The sequence below is a fragment of the Vibrio sp. FF266 genome (genome assembly GCF_041439695.1).
GTDB lineage: Bacteria > Pseudomonadota > Gammaproteobacteria > Enterobacterales > Vibrionaceae > Vibrio > Vibrio tasmaniensis_A.
On record NZ_JBGOOO010000004.1, the window covers coordinates 29,392 to 46,246 of the forward strand.

At 44.7% G+C, this 16,855-nt stretch carries 18 protein-coding genes; 17 read left to right on the top strand and 1 reads right to left on the bottom strand.

What is annotated here, in order from left to right:
* The first annotated feature begins 14 nt into the window (after window positions 1–14).
* From ACED59_RS04795 to ACED59_RS04875, 17 genes are all read left to right on the top strand, one after another.
* Window positions 15–746 carry a protein phosphatase CheZ gene (locus ACED59_RS04795; RefSeq protein ID WP_017099177.1) on the top strand — a complete coding sequence of 244 codons (732 nt, stop codon included), beginning with the start codon at window positions 15–17 and terminating at the stop codon, window positions 744–746.
* Window positions 747–755: 9 nt separating this feature from the next.
* Window positions 756–2,957, top strand: a complete 2,202-nt coding sequence (locus tag ACED59_RS04800) for a chemotaxis protein CheA (protein WP_012603447.1) — start codon at window positions 756–758, stop codon at window positions 2,955–2,957.
* A gap of 13 nt (window positions 2,958–2,970) precedes the next feature.
* Window positions 2,971–4,095: a chemotaxis response regulator protein-glutamate methylesterase gene (locus ACED59_RS04805; RefSeq protein ID WP_009848533.1), complete on the top strand. Its 1,125-nt coding sequence runs from the start codon at window positions 2,971–2,973 to the stop codon at window positions 4,093–4,095.
* Window positions 4,096–4,105: 10 nt separating this feature from the next.
* The gene (locus ACED59_RS04810) at window positions 4,106–4,888 is read left to right on the top strand and encodes a ParA family protein (RefSeq protein WP_009848532.1); all 783 of its coding nucleotides are present in this window, start codon (window positions 4,106–4,108) and stop codon (window positions 4,886–4,888) included.
* Entirely contained in the window at window positions 4,875–5,975 is a 1,101-nt protein-coding gene (locus ACED59_RS04815; protein ID WP_371731356.1) for a chemotaxis protein CheW, read from the top strand. Before ACED59_RS04810 ends, ACED59_RS04815 begins: the two co-directional genes overlap by 14 nt.
* A gap of 70 nt (window positions 5,976–6,045) precedes the next feature.
* A complete protein-coding gene (locus ACED59_RS04820; protein WP_009848530.1) occupies window positions 6,046–6,540 on the top strand; it encodes a chemotaxis protein CheW in 495 nt (164 codons plus the stop codon).
* The gene (locus ACED59_RS04825; RefSeq protein WP_017099180.1) at window positions 6,540–7,052 is read left to right on the top strand and encodes a DUF2802 domain-containing protein; all 513 of its coding nucleotides are present in this window, start codon (window positions 6,540–6,542) and stop codon (window positions 7,050–7,052) included. The genes ACED59_RS04820 and ACED59_RS04825 overlap by 1 nt, the downstream gene beginning before the upstream one ends.
* A 278-nt stretch (window positions 7,053–7,330) precedes the next feature.
* The gene (ccmA, locus tag ACED59_RS04830; protein ID WP_009848528.1) at window positions 7,331–7,948 is read left to right on the top strand and encodes a cytochrome c biogenesis heme-transporting ATPase CcmA; all 618 of its coding nucleotides are present in this window, start codon (window positions 7,331–7,333) and stop codon (window positions 7,946–7,948) included.
* Window position 7,949: 1 nt separating this feature from the next.
* Window positions 7,950–8,618 carry a heme exporter protein CcmB gene (gene ccmB / locus ACED59_RS04835; RefSeq protein ID WP_009848527.1) on the top strand — a complete coding sequence of 223 codons (669 nt, stop codon included), beginning with the start codon at window positions 7,950–7,952 and terminating at the stop codon, window positions 8,616–8,618.
* A gap of 174 nt (window positions 8,619–8,792) precedes the next feature.
* A complete protein-coding gene (locus ACED59_RS04840) occupies window positions 8,793–9,533 on the top strand; it encodes a heme ABC transporter permease (RefSeq protein ID WP_009848526.1) in 741 nt (246 codons plus the stop codon).
* 14 nt (window positions 9,534–9,547) lie between these two features.
* Window positions 9,548–9,754 (top strand): heme exporter protein CcmD, encoded by a 207-nt coding sequence (ccmD, locus tag ACED59_RS04845; protein ID WP_009848525.1) that lies wholly within the window; start codon window positions 9,548–9,550, stop codon window positions 9,752–9,754.
* Window positions 9,751–10,233, top strand: a complete 483-nt coding sequence (gene ccmE / locus ACED59_RS04850; protein WP_009848524.1) for a cytochrome c maturation protein CcmE — start codon at window positions 9,751–9,753, stop codon at window positions 10,231–10,233. Before ccmD ends, ccmE begins: the two co-directional genes overlap by 4 nt.
* Window positions 10,230–12,200, top strand: coding sequence for a heme lyase CcmF/NrfE family subunit (locus tag ACED59_RS04855; protein WP_009848523.1), 1,971 nt, complete (start codon window positions 10,230–10,232; stop codon window positions 12,198–12,200). The genes ccmE and ACED59_RS04855 overlap by 4 nt, the downstream gene beginning before the upstream one ends.
* A 5-nt stretch (window positions 12,201–12,205) precedes the next feature.
* The gene (locus ACED59_RS04860) at window positions 12,206–12,757 is read left to right on the top strand and encodes a DsbE family thiol:disulfide interchange protein (RefSeq protein ID WP_009848522.1); all 552 of its coding nucleotides are present in this window, start codon (window positions 12,206–12,208) and stop codon (window positions 12,755–12,757) included.
* Window positions 12,754–13,242 (top strand): cytochrome c-type biogenesis protein, encoded by a 489-nt coding sequence (locus ACED59_RS04865; RefSeq protein WP_009848521.1) that lies wholly within the window; start codon window positions 12,754–12,756, stop codon window positions 13,240–13,242. Before ACED59_RS04860 ends, ACED59_RS04865 begins: the two co-directional genes overlap by 4 nt.
* Window positions 13,242–14,462: a c-type cytochrome biogenesis protein CcmI gene (gene ccmI / locus ACED59_RS04870; RefSeq protein ID WP_012603452.1), complete on the top strand. Its 1,221-nt coding sequence runs from the start codon at window positions 13,242–13,244 to the stop codon at window positions 14,460–14,462. The genes ACED59_RS04865 and ccmI overlap by 1 nt, the downstream gene beginning before the upstream one ends.
* Window positions 14,463–14,580: 118 nt before the next feature.
* Window positions 14,581–15,366, top strand: coding sequence for a VacJ family lipoprotein (locus tag ACED59_RS04875; RefSeq protein ID WP_009848519.1), 786 nt, complete (start codon window positions 14,581–14,583; stop codon window positions 15,364–15,366).
* A 114-nt stretch (window positions 15,367–15,480) separates the two neighbouring features.
* Here ACED59_RS04875 and ACED59_RS04880 read toward each other — a convergent pair whose 3' ends face one another.
* A complete protein-coding gene (locus ACED59_RS04880; protein ID WP_029224080.1) occupies window positions 15,481–16,755 on the bottom strand; it encodes an outer membrane protein transport protein in 1,275 nt (424 codons plus the stop codon).
* Window positions 16,756–16,855: the final 100 nt, after the last annotated feature.

The following is a 16,855-nucleotide window of genomic DNA, read 5'->3' on the forward strand; positions in this document are numbered from 1 at the left end:
AGGCCGGACTCAGGATGATTTCATTAGAACAAGCAAAAAAATTAGTAGAGCTGCTTGAAAACGACGAGCAGCAAGGTGCTGATTCTCTTGTTAGAAGCATTTATGAAGATAATTTTAATCTTCAAGATAACCCAATGCTTCAAGAAATAGGCAGTCTGACTCGTGACCTCCATGATTCTTTGACACAATTCAACTTTGACGAGCGTATTAACGTTATCGCAAATGATGAAATCCCTGACGCCAGGGATCGCCTTCAATATGTCATTGATAAAACGGAAGTTGCGGCGAACAAAACGATGGACGCTGTCGATCGCTGTATGCCAATTGCAACTAATTTACACGAGTGTTTACTTCAAGTAAGGCCTCAATGGAATGAACTGATGCATGGCCGCATTGAGCTAGTAACATTCAAAGCTTTATGCCACCGCATTGATGGATTACTTGTCCAAGTAGAAGGTGATAGTACTGAACTACGTGGACAACTGACTGAAATCTTGATGGCTCAGGATTTCCAAGATTTAACTGGGCAGATTATTAGCAAAGTTATTACCTTGGTGAATGAGGTTGAAGGACGTCTGGTAGAGATTCTCACCGTATTCGGTGCGAATCAAATAGAACCAACACCAGAGACAGATAAGAAGTCATCTATTACTCCAGAGGGTCCGATCATGAACCCAGAAGCTCGTGAGGATGCTGTTGCATCTCAAGATGAAGTCGACGATTTGTTATCCAGTCTTGGATTTTAAAGGTAACGTATGAGCTACGATTTAGACGAAGATATTCTTCAGGACTTTTTAGTCGAAGCAGGAGAGATCCTCGAACTTCTATCAGAACAACTGGTAGAGCTAGAGAATAACCCTGACGACAAAGAACTACTAAACGCTATTTTCCGTGGTTTCCATACAGTAAAAGGTGGTGCTGGTTTCCTAGCATTGACCGAGCTGGTGGATACTTGTCATGGTGCTGAGAATGTGTTCGACATTCTAAGAAATGGCCAACGCAGTGTAACATCAGGACTGATGGATACGATGCTACAGGCTTTAGATACAGTCAATGTACAGTTTAAAGCCGTGCAAGATGAGGAAGCTTTAGTACCAGCAGACCAATCTTTACTGGATGAACTTCATCGCCTCTGTAAGCCAGAGTCTGAAGATGAAGTTGTGGCAGTAGAAGCTCCAGCACCGGTTATCTCTGAGCCTATCGTTGCAGCTCCTGAGCCTGTTATTGCTCCGGAACCTACTGTTGAAAGTTCAAACATCAGTGCATCTTCCGTGGATGATATTTCTGAAGATGAATTTGAGCGTTTACTTGATGAACTTCACGGTAAGGGTGGTTCACCAACGACATCATCTGTAGACACACCAGCGCCAGCACCTGTGGCACCTCAGCCAGTAGCTGCGAGTGGTGACATTACTGACGACGAATTTGAAAAGTTGTTAGATGAGTTGCATGGTGCAGGTCAAAGCCCGACAGCTGCAAGCTCAACGCCACCACCTCCTCCAGTCGCTCCGGTAGCCAAAGCACCAGTAAAGTCTGAAGGCGATGACCTAATGACTGATGCTGAGTTTGAGAGTTTACTTGACCAGTTACACGGTTCAGGTAACGGCCCTTCAATTGAAGAGTTGGATGCTGCGACTAAGCCTGTACAAGCGAAGCCTGAGCCTGTTGCGCCGAAAGTCGCTCCTAAACCACAGCCTGCTCCTGTTGCTGTAAAAGCAGAGCCTAAGCCTAGCGTACCAGCAAAAGCTGAAGTTAAAGCGCCTGCGAAGAAGCAGCAAGCTGAAGCCACAGTTCGTGTTGATACATCAACACTGGATACCATCATGAACATGGTGGGTGAGCTAGTATTGGTCCGTAACCGTCTTGTTAGCTTAGGTTTAAACAGCAATGACGAAGAAATGTCGAAAGCTGTCTCTAACTTAGACGTTGTTACTGCTGACCTACAAGGTGCAGTAATGAAGACGCGTATGCAGCCGATCAAGAAAGTATTTGGTCGATTCCCACGCGTTGTCCGTGACCTTGCTCGTACCTTGAAGAAAGACATCGTTCTTGAAATGCGTGGCGAAGAAACGGATCTTGATAAAAACTTAGTAGAAGCACTTGCTGATCCCCTGATTCACTTGGTGAGAAACTCTGTCGATCATGGTATCGAAATGCCGGACGACCGTGTTGCTGCGGGTAAATCTAAAACCGGTAAAGTGATTCTGTCTGCCTCTCAAGAAGGCGACCACATTGAACTGGCTATCGTTGATGATGGCGGCGGTATGGACCCTGATAAGCTTCGTGCTATCGCGGTTAAGCGCGGTCTGATGGATGATGATGCAGCGTCTCGCCTAACAAATAAAGAGTGTTTCAATCTAATCTTTGCTCCTGGCTTTTCAAGTAAAGAAAAGATCTCAGATATCTCTGGCCGTGGTGTAGGTATGGACGTTGTGAAAACAGCGATCAACACACTGAATGGTTCAATTGATATCGACTCAGAGATGGGCCAAGGCACCAAGATAACCATTAAGGTTCCGTTGACACTTGCGATTCTACCAACCTTAATGGTCGGTGTTGCGGGTCACCCGTTCGCATTGCCACTGGCTTCTGTAAATGAAATTTTCCACCTAGACCTAAGCCGCACAAACGTGGTTGATGGCCAGCTAACGATTATCGTTCGTGATAAGTCTATTCCACTGTTCTACTTACAAAATTGGCTTACACCTAAAGAAGGTCTTGTTGAAGGACGTCAAGGTCATGGTCATGTTGTTATTGTGCAACTTGGTAGTCAACGTGTTGGTTTTGTTGTCGATGCGCTTATCGGCCAAGAAGAAGTGGTTATTAAGCCACTTGATAAGCTTCTACAAGGCACGCCAGGAATGGCAGGTGCGACAATTACAAGTGACGGTCACATAGCATTGATTTTAGATGTGCCGGACTTGTTGAAGCAGTACGCAGCTGCATCAAGAATTTAACTTAAGGATAAATATGGCGATTAAAGTATTAGTCGTTGATGATTCGAGCTTCTTTCGTCGTAGAGTAAGCGAGATCATCAACTCGGAGGCTCGCCTAGAAGTCATCGATGTAGCAGTAAACGGTAAAGAAGCGGTTGAGAAAGCGAAAAAGCTAAGACCTGACGTAATTACCATGGACATCGAGATGCCTGTCATGGACGGTATTACTGCCGTTCGTGAAATTATGGCTGCGTCTCCAACGCCTATTTTGATGTTTTCATCGTTAACGCATGATGGTGCAAGAGCAACGTTAGATGCGTTAGACGCGGGTGCTCTAGATTTCTTACCTAAGAAATTTGAAGACATCGCTCGTAACCGTGACGATGCTGTCGCATTGCTTCAACAGCGCGTGATTCAGATTGCTGCAAAGCGCGCGTTTATGCGACGCACTCCTGTTGCGCCAAGAGCTACCGCAACAGCTACGGCGTCAACATCAGCGCCATTGCGCCAATCTATTTCAGCAACAGCCCCTGCTGCTAAACCCGCGGTTGCTTCAACCGCGAAATTCAGAGCTTCGGGTAAAAAGTATCAATTAACTGCAATTGGTACTTCTACTGGTGGGCCAGTTGCACTACAGAAAATTTTGACACGCATCCCTGCCAGCTACCCGCATCCGATTGTGTTAGTGCAGCATATGCCAGCAACGTTCACCGCTGCTTTTGCTAGCCGATTGAATACCCTGTGTAAGATTGAAGTTCGTGAAGCTCAAGATGGAGACCTGTTGAAACCTGGGGTGGCTTATCTTGCTCCAGGCGGAAAGCAAATGATGATTGATGGTCGCCCGGGTTCGGCGCGTCTGAAGATTATCGATGGTGGTGACCGAATGAACTACAAGCCTTGTGTGGATGTCACTTTTGGTTCTGCAGCTAAGATCTACGGCGATAAAGTGTTGTCTATGATACTGACCGGTATGGGTGCTGATGGTCGAGAAGGTTCTCGCATGTTAAAAACAGCGGGTTCGACCATTTGGGCGCAAGACGAAGATAGTTGTGTTGTATATGGTATGCCTCAAGCTGTAGCAAAAGCTGGCATTTCTACTGAAGACCTACCTCTAGACCGCGTTGCGGAACGGATTTTGGTCGAAGTTGGGTTAGCTTAGGTAAATCGACATGATTGTTTGGAGTGTTGCAAACCAAAAAGGTGGCGTTGGGAAAACGACGACGACAGTGACCCTAGCTGGCTTACTTGCCTTAAAGGGTCATCGTGTGTTGTTGGTTGATACTGACCCACATGCATCACTAACCACCTATCTGGGTTACGACTCAGATACGGTGGAATCGAGCCTGTTTGATCTGTTCCAGCTGCGTGAGTTTTCTACGCAAGCTGTGAGAGCGTTGACTATACAGACCGAAATTGAAGGTATCGATATTATTCCCGCACACATGTCATTGGCGACATTAGACCGTGTAATGGGAAATCGAAGTGGTATGGGCTTGATCTTAAAGCGTGCTTTAGCCGCTTTGAAAGATGACTATGACTACGTGCTTATCGATTGTCCGCCTATTCTTGGTGTGATGATGGTGAATGCGTTGGCTGCCAGTGATCGTATCTTGATTCCGGTACAGACTGAATTTTTGGCGATGAAGGGTTTAGAGCGCATGATTCGCACTCTAACCATTATGCAGAAGTCTCGCAAAACACCGTTTAAGGTGACGATTGTCCCGACGATGTACGACAAGCGAACGAAAGCATCATTGCAAACATTGACTCAGCTTAAAGATGACTATCCAAACCAAGTTTGGACCTCTGCTGTGCCGATTGATACCAAGTTTCGCGATGCCAGTCTAAAACGTTTGCCAGCATCTCATTTCGCATCGGGTAGCCGTGGTGTATTTGCTTATAAACAGCTGCTTATTTATCTCGAGAGGTTAGCGATAAATGAGCGCGAATAACGAATCGACATTGACGCAACCAAGTTTATCGAGTGAACAAGCAATCGATGATTACTTTACCGCGCTGTTAGGCGATGAAAACTTTGAATCTGATGCTTTTCTTGTTGACGAGTCTAGCGGCGAATCACAAACTAAAGAGCCAGAGCCAGAGCCAGAGCCAGAGCCAGAGCCAGAGCCAGAGCCAGAGCCAGAGCTACAATTAACGACAAGTCATTATTCAAGCTACGCCGAAATACGCGCTGCAGAATTTGAAGTGCCGAATCTTGAGGATGTTCAGAAACTTCTGAGTCGTTTAGAAGCGACTAATGTTGTCGATGAGCTGAATCTAGATGAGTTGATGGATCAGAACACGCAGCAAATTGCTCAACAGGCAGACATGCAAATGTTTGATGCTGCAGTCGAATCAGTTCAAGTGTCTGTAGACCCTGAAATTCAAGATTGGGATCTTCCTGAACCAGAATTAGCCGTTGAAAGTGAACTACTCGCCGAAGCGGTCGAAACGGAAGTGGTCGAAACTGAGCACATTGAAGTTAAGGCTACTGAACCCGATCTTGAATCTCCTCAAATTGAGCCAGTTACCGAACTTGAAACTCACGCCGGTGGAGCAGATCAGTTTACATCATGGGAAACGACGGCTAGAACTGAAGATTTTCAAGTGTTGTATTTTGATGTGAACGGTGTGACGTTTGCTGTGCCACTTGATGAGCTCGGGGGTATTCATCGCCTTGAAGAGTTAAGTCATATTATTGGCAAACCTGCTTGGTATTTGGGGTTGCAAACTAATCGAGATAGTAAGCTAGACGTGGTTGATACCGCCAAATGGGTGATGCCTGAAAAGCTATTATGTGATGATTATAAAGAAAATTATCAATATATAGTCATGCTTGGCGAAAGCTTATGGGGGCTTGCGAGCACAGAGCTTAAAGGTACCGAACTGCTTAATACAGATAAAGTACGCTGGCGAGAAACGGCAGGGAAACGGCCATGGCTCGCTGGTATGGTAAAAGAAAAAATGTGTGCTTTGATCCATGTTGAAGCATTAACCGCCATGCTAAATGCAGGGCTAGACGTAAAAGCATTGGGCTAGTACTACGATTGGTACAATATAAGCATCAAGTTAACAACAGTGGTCGGTAACGACGGCAAGAGGATTATCTATGTCTCATATGAGTGAAGTTGAAGTAAGAAAAGATCAAACAAATGATGAAGTACTTCAATGGGTGACATTTCAACTAGAAGAAGAAACTTACGGCATCAATGTAATGCAAGTACGTGAAGTATTGCGTTACAGCGAGATTGCTCCAGTACCGGGTGCTCCAGACTACGTGTTAGGTATTATCAACCTGCGTGGTAACGTTGTTACTGTTATTGACACTCGTTCTCGTTTTGGTTTGATGCAAGGTGAAATCACAGATAACACACGTATTATCGTTATTGAGTCTGAGCGTCAAGTTATTGGCATTTTAGTAGATAGTGTTGCTGAAGTTGTTTACCTGCGTTCTTCTGAGATCGACACGACACCAAGTGTTGGTACTGATGAAAGTGCTAAGTTCATCCAAGGTGTTAGTAACCGTGATGGCAAGCTTCTTATCTTAGTCGATCTGAACAAGCTGTTAAGTGAAGACGAATGGGATGAGATGGCTCACCTGTAATGTTTGAAGCGCTTCCTTTAAACCCTATTGCTCTGATAGTCGGAGTTGGGGTTTTTACGTTATTCATCGTGATTTTGATTAGCAAAGTAAAAAGTGCAATTCAAAAGCAGATCGATACGTCACGCCTGCAAGTTCGTAACTTGGACAAAGAGCTTCAAAAATCGAGTAAGCAATTACTTGAAGTTCGCTCTGTTGTGGTTGGCCTTGGTCAGAAAGTGACGGAACAGCAAGATCTGATAAAACACTTGAATGAACGTATTGTTGAGTTGGAACATGCGGACACCGATGGGCGTTTGTATACACGTGCAACTAAAATGGTTCAGCTTGGTGCTGGGATAAACGAACTGATCGAAGAGTGTGAATTACCTAAGGCAGAAGCTGAGCTGATGATGTCTCTGCAGAATAAGCTCGCAGGTAAGGAAAAAATCCCTTCGTTAAGAAGTAACCCTTCATCGTATGATGAACCACCTGCATCCTCTCGTGATCGTAGAGACCCGACTCGACGTCGTTAAATTTAGCGCTTACTGCGTAATGAGCAATTGATGTTCATCACGTACACCTCTTAAAAGAAGCTTCGGCTTCTTTTTTTGTGCCTGTTATACCTATATAGAACGATGTTTATAAGTATTTGTATCTAATGCAATATATTGTTTGTTGATGAAAATGTGTAAATTGTGATGCGGTGGTAACAGTTTCTTACGGAGTTTGTCCTTTCGAAAACGCCTAGTCCTGTTTTGTCACCTTATTGGTGTGCTACTATAGCCCCCTCATTACTCGACTAAATTTACCTATGCTAGAAGTCTCAAATTTAACTGCTATTCGTGACGACAGGGTTCTGTTTGAATCGTTGTCTTTTCAATTGAAACCCGGTGAACTGGTTCAAGTTGAAGGTCGTAACGGTACTGGGAAAACGACACTCCTTAGGATTATCACCGGGCTAGGCGACCGCGATGACGGCACTATCTCTTGGGATGGCGAATCTATTGAGTCGAACCGAGATATGTATCACCAAAATTTGCTTTTTCTTGGTCACCAAACTGGCGTGAAACGCGAGCTCAGTGCCTATGAAAATCTGAGCTTCTATCAATCGATTCACAGCAGTGGAACGAGTAAGGAAGAACTTTACAATGCATTGGCTCAAGTGGGGCTTGCTGGTAGAGAAGACGTACCAGCAGGGCAACTTTCAGCGGGGCAACAGCGCCGTGTGGCATTGGCTCGTCTTTGGTTGAGTAAGCAAATGTTATGGATTCTAGACGAACCGCTGACTGCAATAGACAAGCAGGGTGTTAAGGTTTTGGAGTCTCTTTTTTCTCAGCATGCAGATAACGGTGGCATTGTGTTATTAACCACACACCAAGATATGTTTGCTGATAGCCCGAAACTAAGAAAAATAAAGTTGGGTGAGTAATATGATCTCTTCAATGACAACGATCATCCGACGTGAGCTATTGATCGCATTTCGTCGCCAAGCCGATATCTTTAACCCTCTGTGGTTTTTTATTATTGTCATCACCCTTTTCCCATTGAGTATCGGCCCTGAGCCAAACCTACTTGCACGTATTGCTGCAGGTATTGTTTGGGTAGCGGCTTTGCTTTCTGCATTGCTCTCTTTAGAGCGTTTGTTTCGTGATGATTTTCAAGATGGCGCGCTTGAGCAGATGATGTTGATGCCCATCCCGTTGCAGTTGGTAGTCTTGTCCAAGGTCATAGCGCACTGGTTATTGACAGGGTTACCATTAATATTGATCAGTCCGTTGTTGGCGGTACTGCTGTCCTTGGATTTCGATACTTGGTTATCGGTAGTCTTAACGTTATCGGTCGGTACGCCTGCATTAAGCTTTATTGGTGCGATTGGTGTGGCTTTAACGGTTGGGTTACAAAAAGGTGGTGTGCTGTTAAGTCTGCTTATTTTGCCGTTGTATATCCCAATTCTTATATTTGCTACATCAGCGATTGATGCCGCAGCGTTAGGCGTTGCGTATAACGGACAATTAGCGGTGTTAGGGGCAATGTTAATGGGCGCGATGACGCTCACCCCATTTGCCATCAGTGCAGCACTGAGAGTGAGTGTTAACTAGTTAATTACCTGGTTAAGATTAACTACGCACTCACTAGCACTTTGCATGTTCAAAGTGAACTATTTAAAGCCTTCAAACTCCTAGAGTCACTGAAAGAAGCTGTAAGCCAAATAAATTATAATAATTATAGCTGTGATAGCTGTAAGCAATATGAAGTAAGAGTGAGATTACAACATGTGGAAATGGCTCCATCCCTACGCTAAAGCAGAAACCTCTTATCAGCTTGCTGGTAAACTTCTGCCATGGTTTTCGATCCTAGCGCTATTGTGTCTATCCGCCGGTACTGTATGGGGGCTTGCATTTGCCCCTTCTGATTACCAGCAAGGCGATAGCTTCCGAATTATCTATATCCATGTTCCGTCTGCAATTTGGTCTATGGGTGTATACATGTCGATGGCAATTGCCGCCTTTATCGGTTTGGTATGGCAGGTAAGGCTGTCAGACATGGCTGCGTTGGCTATGGCGCCTATCGGTGCTGTATTTACCTTTATTGCGTTACTAACTGGCGCTGTTTGGGGTAAACCAATGTGGGGTGCTTGGTGGGTTTGGGATGCACGTTTAACCTCAGAGCTGATTCTTCTATTCCTATATTTAGGTGTTATTGCACTGCACCATGCGTTTGACGACCAAAAAACCGCAGCAAAAGCAGCCGGTATTTTGGCCATCGTTGGTGTCATCAACCTACCTATCATTCACTTTTCAGTAGAGTGGTGGAACACACTCCACCAAGGCGCAACAATTACTAAGTTTGATAAGCCTTCTATTTCAAGTGACATGCTATGGCCGCTTCTTCTTAACATCTTCGGTTTTGCCTTTTTCTTTGGTGCTGTGACTATGGTTCGTTTTAGAAACGAAATCATCAGTAAAGAGAGTCACCGTCCATGGGTTCGCAAGCTAGCGGCTAATAAAGCGTAGTAGGGTAGGTAATTATGTATTTTGAATCTCTGAGTGATTTCTTTGCCATGGGTGGCTACGCCTCATATGTATGGAGTGCATTTGGAATCACATTCCTCGCGATGATCATTTTACTGGTCGTAAGCGTTCGTCGTGGTAAGCAATTATTAAATGAAGTACAAGCTAAGATTGACCGTCAAGCTCGTATTGATGCAGCAAAAAATATGGAGAACACTCTATGAACCCAAGACGCAAAAAGAGGCTAGGCATTATCTTAGCGATCTTTTTTGGTATCAGTGCAACTGTTGGATTGATGGTTTATGCACTTAACCAGAACATGGATCTGTTCTATACACCAACCGAGCTAGTCAACGGCAAAGATGGTAAAAAACCTGAAGTGGGTCAACGCTTACGTATTGGTGGCATGGTTGTAGTCGGCTCTGTAAGCCGTGACAATGAATCATTGCGTGTTAGCTTCGATTTGGCTGATGTAGGCCCTAAAGTGACGATTCTATATGATGGCATCCTTCCTGATCTTTTCCGTGAAGGCCAAGGTATTGTTGCTCAAGGTGTCCTTAAGGATGCAACGACAATTGAAGCGTTTGAGGTGTTGGCAAAGCACGATGAAGAATATATGCCTTCTGAAGTTGCTGAAGCAATGAAGAAAACTCATGAGCCTTTGCAATACACGACTGAACAAAAAGAAGGAAATGCTCAATGATAGCCGAGATCGGCCATTTTGCGATGATCCTGTCTTTGGGACTTGCACTGCTGCTAAGCGTGCTCCCACTGTATGGAGCCGCTCGAAATAACACATTATTGATGAACAGTGCACGACCGCTGTCGTGGGGTATGTTCGGATTCCTAGCGATTTCGTTCTTTATCTTGTGTTACGCGTTCTACACAAATGATTTTACGATTCAATACGTAGCAAGTAACTCGAATAGCCAACTACCTTGGTACTACCGAATTACCGCGGTTTGGGGGGCTCATGAAGGCTCACTACTGCTTTGGGTTCTAATCCAAGCGGGTTGGACGGTAGCAGTTGCAACGTTTAGTCGTGGTATGCCTCAAGAGTCTGTGGCTCGCGTACTGGCGATTATGGGTTTAATTACTGTCGGCTTCTTGCTGTTCATTATCGTAACGTCTAACCCGTTTTTACGTACATTGCCTTTCTTCCCTGTTGATGGCCGTGACTTGAACCCACTACTGCAAGATCCGGGTTTGATTATTCACCCGCCAATGCTTTACATGGGTTATGTAGGTTTCTCGGTAGCGTTCTCTTTTGCAATCGCTTCTCTAATGAGCGGTCGTTTAGATACGGCATGGGCTCGTTGGTCTCGTCCTTGGACAATCGCTGCTTGGTTATTCCTAACAGTAGGTATCGCACTTGGTTCATGGTGGGCTTACTACGAACTTGGCTGGGGTGGCTGGTGGTTCTGGGATCCAGTAGAAAACGCTTCATTCATGCCTTGGTTAGCTGGTACTGCTCTAATGCACTCACTAGCGGTAACCGAAAAGCGTGGCACATTTAAAGCTTGGACAGTCTTGCTGGCTATCTCTGCATTCTCACTAAGCTTACTAGGTACATTCTTAGTTCGTTCGGGCATCTTGGTATCGGTTCACGCATTCGCGTCGGATCCTGCCCGTGGTATGTTTATTCTAGGTTTCTTAGTGTTCGTTATCGGTGGTTCACTGTTGTTGTTTGCTGTTAAAGGCGCATCGGTTCGTGTACGTGGTAACTTCGATTTGGTTTCTCGTGAAAACGCGCTACTCGGCAACAACATCCTATTGATTGCTGCACTTGTGGTTGTGTTAGTTGGTACCTTGCTGCCATTAGTTCATAAACAGTTAGGCTTGGGCTCGGTATCTATCGGTGCACCATTCTTTGATATGTTGTTCTTCTGGTTAATGATCCCGTTCTCGTTCCTATTAGGTATCGGTCCACTGATCCGTTGGAAACGTGACAACCTATCTAAGCTCGTTAAACCTATGCTGATCTCAGGTGTATTCTCACTGGGCTTAAGTGCGCTAATGGTTACGATTTTGGCTGACCGTTTCAGCGGTACCGCTTTTGCCGGTTGGGTAATGGCATTCTGGATTATCTTCATGCATGGCTTTGAGCTTCATGAACGTGCGACACACCGTCATACATTCCTGAAAGGCCTGACTAAGCTACCTCGTAGCCACTGGGCGATGATGTGTGGTCACATTGGTTTGGCCGTGACAGTGATTGGTATTGCGATGGTGCAAAACTACAGCATCGAACGTGACGTACGCTTAGCACCAGGTGAAAGCTACCAACTTGAAGAGTACAGCTTCCTGTTTACAGGAGTTCGTGACAAAGATGGCCCTAACTACGATGGTTACATTGCTGACTTTGAAATTACCAAAGAAGGCAAATACATCAACACGCTTCACGCTGAAAAACGTTTCTACACAACCGCTAAGTCGATGATGACAGAAGCGGCGATTGATCGTGGCGTAACGCGCGACCTTTACATCGCAATGGGTGAGCGTTTAGACGACAATAAATCTTGGGCTGTGCGTATCTACTACAAACCATTTGTACGTTGGATCTGGGCTGGTTCTCTGATTATGTCGATTGGTGGTGTTATTGCTATCAGTGACCGTCGTTACCGCTTCCGTAAGCCAACGAAAAAGTCTACTAAAGAGCAGGAGGCTTAATTCGAATGAACAAGAAGATTTTATTCATTCCATTGATTGCGTTCATGGTTCTAGCTGGAATCTTTGCGACTCAATTAATGCGTAACCAGTCGGGCGATGACCCGACTAAACTTGAATCGGTATTGATTGGTAAGCCAGTACCTGAGTTCGGTTTAGAAGACTTAGAGCAACCGGGTAAGTTCCATGATCAAGCTATCTTTAAAGGTGAGCCACTGCTTCTAAATGTGTGGGCGACTTGGTGTCCTACTTGTTATGCAGAGCACTCTTACTTGAATAAGTTAGCGGGTCAAGGCGTTAAGATTATTGGCCTTAACTACAAAGATGATCGCAATAAAGCGGTAGGTTGGTTAAAAGAGCTGGGCAATCCATACTTGATCAGCCTGTTCGATGGTAACGGCATGCTAGGTCTTGACCTTGGTGTGTATGGCGCTCCAGAGACTTTCCTCATTGATGCTAACGGCGTAGTTCGTTATCGCCATGTTGGTGACGTGAACCCAACTAACTGGGCATCGACGCTTGAGCCGATGTACCAAGAGTTGTTGGAGGAAGCGAAATGATTAAGAAGACACTGATTGCTCTATTCGCTACATTTGCTATTTCGGCGACTGTTTCTGCTGCGCCTATCGAATTTCATGAATTTGATACCGTTGATCAAGAGCAGCAGTTCAAAGAGCTAAGCAACACGCTGCGTTGCCCTAAATGTCAGAACAACACCATTGGTGATTCGAACGCAGAGCTTGCGGTTGATTTACGCCAAAAAGTGTATGAAATGACAAAAGATGGCAAGTCGAAGCAAGACATCATTGATTACATGATTGCTCGCTACGGTAACTTTGTTACTTACAACCCACCACTCACATTAGCCACATCAATCCTTTGGGTTGGTCCGTTTGCGGTAGTCGTGTTTGGTTTCGGTTTGATCATTTTACGAAGCCGAAAGTCAAAGTCGAAAGCAGTAGAGTCAGATAAAGACTGGGATGCAGACAAAGAAGCTCGTTTAAAAGCGTTACTCGATGAAGAGAACGACGGAGATAAGAAGTAATGACTCTATTTTGGATTTCTACCATTATCCTTTCGCTAGCAGCTATTTTCTTAATTGTTCTGCCCTTCATAAATAAGAAGGCGAACAATGATGAAATGCTTCGCGACGAGTTGAACAAAGCATTCTATAAAGATCGTCTCGTTGAGCTCGAAGTAGAAGCAGAAGAAGGCCTTGTTGATAACCAACAAGAGCTGATCGCTGATTTGAAACAGTCTCTACTTGATGATGTACCTGCGCAGAAAGAGATGAAGAAGACCCAAATCTCAACATTGGGCGTCGTAGTACCATCTATTGTCCTAGTCGTGGTTGTTACATATGGTATGTACTTTCAGTTTGGTGCTCTGGATAAAGTCCAACACTGGCAAGAAGTGAGTTCAAACCTTCCTGAGTTGTCTAAAAAGCTAATGTCATCGGAAGGTGGTGCATTAACGGATGATGAACTAGAAGACTTGACTCTGGCACTTCGTACTCGTCTGCACTATCAACCAAAAGATTCGACAGGTTGGTTACTATTAGGTCGTATTGCATTGGCTAACCGCGACGCGGAAACTGCGAAAGATTCGATGCAAAGAGCTTACAAGCTTGAGCCAAAGAATGAAGATGTTCAGCTAGGTTATGCACAAGCATTGATGCTTTCACCTGATGATGCGGATCAAAACCAAGCTCGTTTAATTTTGAGCCGTTTGATTCAAAACGACTATGTTGATCTTCGTGTGTTCTCGTTGCTAGCGTTTGATGCGTTTGAGCGTCAAGACTACCCAGGTGCTGTTAAGTACTGGAGCATCATGCAACAGATGATTGGTCCACAAGACAGTCGCTATGAAATGTTGTCGCGCAGTATTGAAAGTGCACAGAAGAAAATGGGCAATGCTATGGGCGTTGACCAAGGTAAAACTGTTGCTGTAACGCTTGAATTATCTGGTGATGTGAATGCTGCCCCTAGTTCAGTGTTAGTTGTATCAGTGCACAGAGCAGACGGCTCACCAATGCCGATTGCTGCGGCTCGTTATCCGCTAGGAACTTTCCCTCGTACTGTCGTTCTTGATGATGGCAACAGCATGTTGGAAGGGCAGAAGCTGTCCAGCCTTGAAACTCTAATGGTTAGAGCTAGGCTTGATACAGATGGTAACGTTTCAACTCGAGACGGTGATTGGTACGGTGAAAGTGAAGTGGTTGAACTGGGTGCCCCAGTTACCATTGATATCAATAAGCAATATTAATCATTACTTTGCATAGGTGTTAGCTATTCCGATTTATTAAAAAACGGTATAGACTTACGCAACCAATTGAGGCCAGCGATTGCTGGCCTTTTTTATTATTCCTTATGGAAAAGGTGATATGTCTATCAGTGTTTTAAGACTTTCGAGTTTACTCTTCATCGCAAGCTTAACGGTAGGTTGTTCGAGCGTACCAGATGAAAGCAATGGCGGTGATAACCTCGAAACCTCTGAATATGTAGAAGAGTCCCATCCGAACGACCCTTTTGAAGGTTTCAACCGAGCGATGTGGGATATCAACTACGAGTATCTCGACCCTTATTTGGTTCGACCTGTTTCTCTTGCCTATGTTGACTATACCCCTGTACCAATTCGCTCTGGTATTTCCAATTTTTTAGCCAACTTAGATGAGCCATCAAGTATGCTCAATAATCTCATTATGGGTAATGGTGGGAAAGCGCTCGATCATTTCAATCGTTTTTGGATTAACTCTACCTTTGGTCTTCTTGGTCTGATTGATATTGCTAGCGAAGCGGGGATCACCAAATATGACGAAAAGTCGTTTTCTGATGCGATTGGTCATTATGGGGTAGGGAATGGACCGTATTTTATGCTGCCGGGATATGGCCCTGTGACGACCCGACAAGTAACAGAGCAAGTGGATAGCTTATATGTACCTTTGTCTCTGTTTACCTTTTGGGCAAAGTTAGGGAAGTGGGCCTTTGAAGGTATGGAAACACGTGCTCAGTTGGCCTCGCAAGAAGCCTTATTAGATGACTCTCCAGATCCATATGCTTTGACTCGTGATATTTACATCCAACGTCAAGATTTTAAAGCTGAGATCGAGCCAGAAGAGGTTGATCTTGAGGAGGAAGATTTCATTGATGAGTATCTCGAAGATTACTAAATACAAAGCTTAGATAAGCAGATAAGAGAAAGGCTCGATGTTAATTCAACATCGAGCCTTTTTAATGTTTTCTACTTTTCTACCTTTCGGTAAGTAGATAATTAGGTAACTAGTCTAGAAGCGGTAGTTAGCTTGGATACCGACTAACCAGATGCTGCCTGTCACTTCGCCTTCGAAGCTACCACCAAAGTAATCTGCTTTTGGATCTTTTTCATGCATTTTCGCGTCTTTCGCTAGAATGTAAGTGAAGCCTGCATCCAGAGTTAGCTGTTCAGACCATTGGTAGCCCGCACCGATACTTAACCAAGTGCGGTCTGTTTCTGGGATCGTCGCAGTACGGTGCTCTTCGCTTACCGCTGAAGTATCGTAGGCAATACCAGAACGCAGTGCTAGTTTAGAGGTCATTTGGTAAGTAGTACCGATTGCAAAACGGTAGTTGTCTTCCCAGTTCTCTTGCTTGATCTCTACGCTTTTTTCGCCAGGGAAATCAGCAACAAGCTCTTTAAAGCTGCTCCAGTTCGTCCAGTTAATACTTGCGTGAACCGCTACAGTGTCTGTCAGCTGGTGGAAGCTAGCAAGTTCAGCTGTTGCCGGAAGAGCGAGGTCCATTGAACCACTTTTGTGTGCTTCTGGTTTTGTTGGGTTGAAACCAAAGCCTTTTGCATAGCCTTCTAAAGTCAGGTCAACTTCTGATTTGTAGGTAAAGCCAAGGCGGTTGTCTTCATTAATGTCCCAAGCGGTACCAACTTGCCAACCCCATGCCGTGTCATCACCTTCCATGTATTTCAAAGAGGTACCAGACTTCACTGGAATAAGAGAGTTTTTAGTTGATACTGCACCAAAGCTACCTTCAGCCATGATGTAACGTACGCCACCACCAATAGAAACACTCTCTAGTACCTGGTATGCAGCGTTCAAGTTCAGCTCCATAGTAGTCACACTTGCTTCGTTACCATGGTTTGCACCACCAAAGTCTTTACCCAGGTCCGTTGCCATACCGTAGTTTGTGCCTGCAGCAAAACCCAACGCAAATTTGTCATTGTACTTATGAGAAGCATAAAAATTTGGAATAAAAGCACTGTGCGCGAAGTCACTAGAGTTAGATGTTGTTTTTCCGCGAGGAGTTGTAGAAGTCCCTTCAATATCAATATTTGGGTCAACGTAGATACCACCCACAGAAACCTGTGTGCCTTCTAGGTAAGTCAGCATAGCAGGGTTACGCCATTGCGCGTCTGCACCGTCAGCCATTGCTGCTTCACCAGCGTAAGCGCGGCCTAAACCTGTTGCTGAGTATTCTGCTAGTTGAAAACCTGCCGCGTTAGTTACGGTAGAAGTCGAAAGTAATCCAACTGCCACTGCAGAAGATAGAAGAGTTTTATTCATTTTCATTATTATGTTCACTGAATCATAAGTATTTAGTGGCGTGATTCTACTTTTAGAGTTATTACTTTAAAAATGAAATTCGAATAAAACAGTGTTTTAGGGATTA

Bases quoted from the DNA above. Each gene is read 5' to 3' on its own strand.
- ACED59_RS04795 (WP_017099177.1), top strand. From the start codon at position 15: ATGATTTCATTAGAACAAGCAAAAAAATTAGTAGAGCTGCTTGAAAAC.
- ACED59_RS04800 (WP_012603447.1), top strand. From the start codon at position 756: ATGAGCTACGATTTAGACGAAGATATTCTTCAGGACTTTTTAGTCGAA.
- ACED59_RS04805 (WP_009848533.1), top strand. From the start codon at position 2,971: ATGGCGATTAAAGTATTAGTCGTTGATGATTCGAGCTTCTTTCGTCGT.
- ACED59_RS04810 (WP_009848532.1), top strand. From the start codon at position 4,106: ATGATTGTTTGGAGTGTTGCAAACCAAAAAGGTGGCGTTGGGAAAACG.
- ACED59_RS04815 (WP_371731356.1), top strand. From the start codon at position 4,875: ATGAGCGCGAATAACGAATCGACATTGACGCAACCAAGTTTATCGAGT.
- ACED59_RS04820 (WP_009848530.1), top strand. From the start codon at position 6,046: ATGTCTCATATGAGTGAAGTTGAAGTAAGAAAAGATCAAACAAATGAT.
- ACED59_RS04825 (WP_017099180.1), top strand. From the start codon at position 6,540: ATGTTTGAAGCGCTTCCTTTAAACCCTATTGCTCTGATAGTCGGAGTT.
- ccmA (WP_009848528.1), top strand. From the start codon at position 7,331: ATGCTAGAAGTCTCAAATTTAACTGCTATTCGTGACGACAGGGTTCTG.
- ccmB (WP_009848527.1), top strand. From the start codon at position 7,950: ATGATCTCTTCAATGACAACGATCATCCGACGTGAGCTATTGATCGCA.
- ACED59_RS04840 (WP_009848526.1), top strand. From the start codon at position 8,793: ATGTGGAAATGGCTCCATCCCTACGCTAAAGCAGAAACCTCTTATCAG.
- ccmD (WP_009848525.1), top strand. From the start codon at position 9,548: ATGTATTTTGAATCTCTGAGTGATTTCTTTGCCATGGGTGGCTACGCC.
- ccmE (WP_009848524.1), top strand. From the start codon at position 9,751: ATGAACCCAAGACGCAAAAAGAGGCTAGGCATTATCTTAGCGATCTTT.
- ACED59_RS04855 (WP_009848523.1), top strand. From the start codon at position 10,230: ATGATAGCCGAGATCGGCCATTTTGCGATGATCCTGTCTTTGGGACTT.
- ACED59_RS04860 (WP_009848522.1), top strand. From the start codon at position 12,206: ATGAACAAGAAGATTTTATTCATTCCATTGATTGCGTTCATGGTTCTA.
- ACED59_RS04865 (WP_009848521.1), top strand. From the start codon at position 12,754: ATGATTAAGAAGACACTGATTGCTCTATTCGCTACATTTGCTATTTCG.
- ccmI (WP_012603452.1), top strand. From the start codon at position 13,242: ATGACTCTATTTTGGATTTCTACCATTATCCTTTCGCTAGCAGCTATT.
- ACED59_RS04875 (WP_009848519.1), top strand. From the start codon at position 14,581: ATGTCTATCAGTGTTTTAAGACTTTCGAGTTTACTCTTCATCGCAAGC.
- ACED59_RS04880 (WP_029224080.1), bottom strand. From the start codon at position 16,755: ATGAAAATGAATAAAACTCTTCTATCTTCTGCAGTGGCAGTTGGATTA.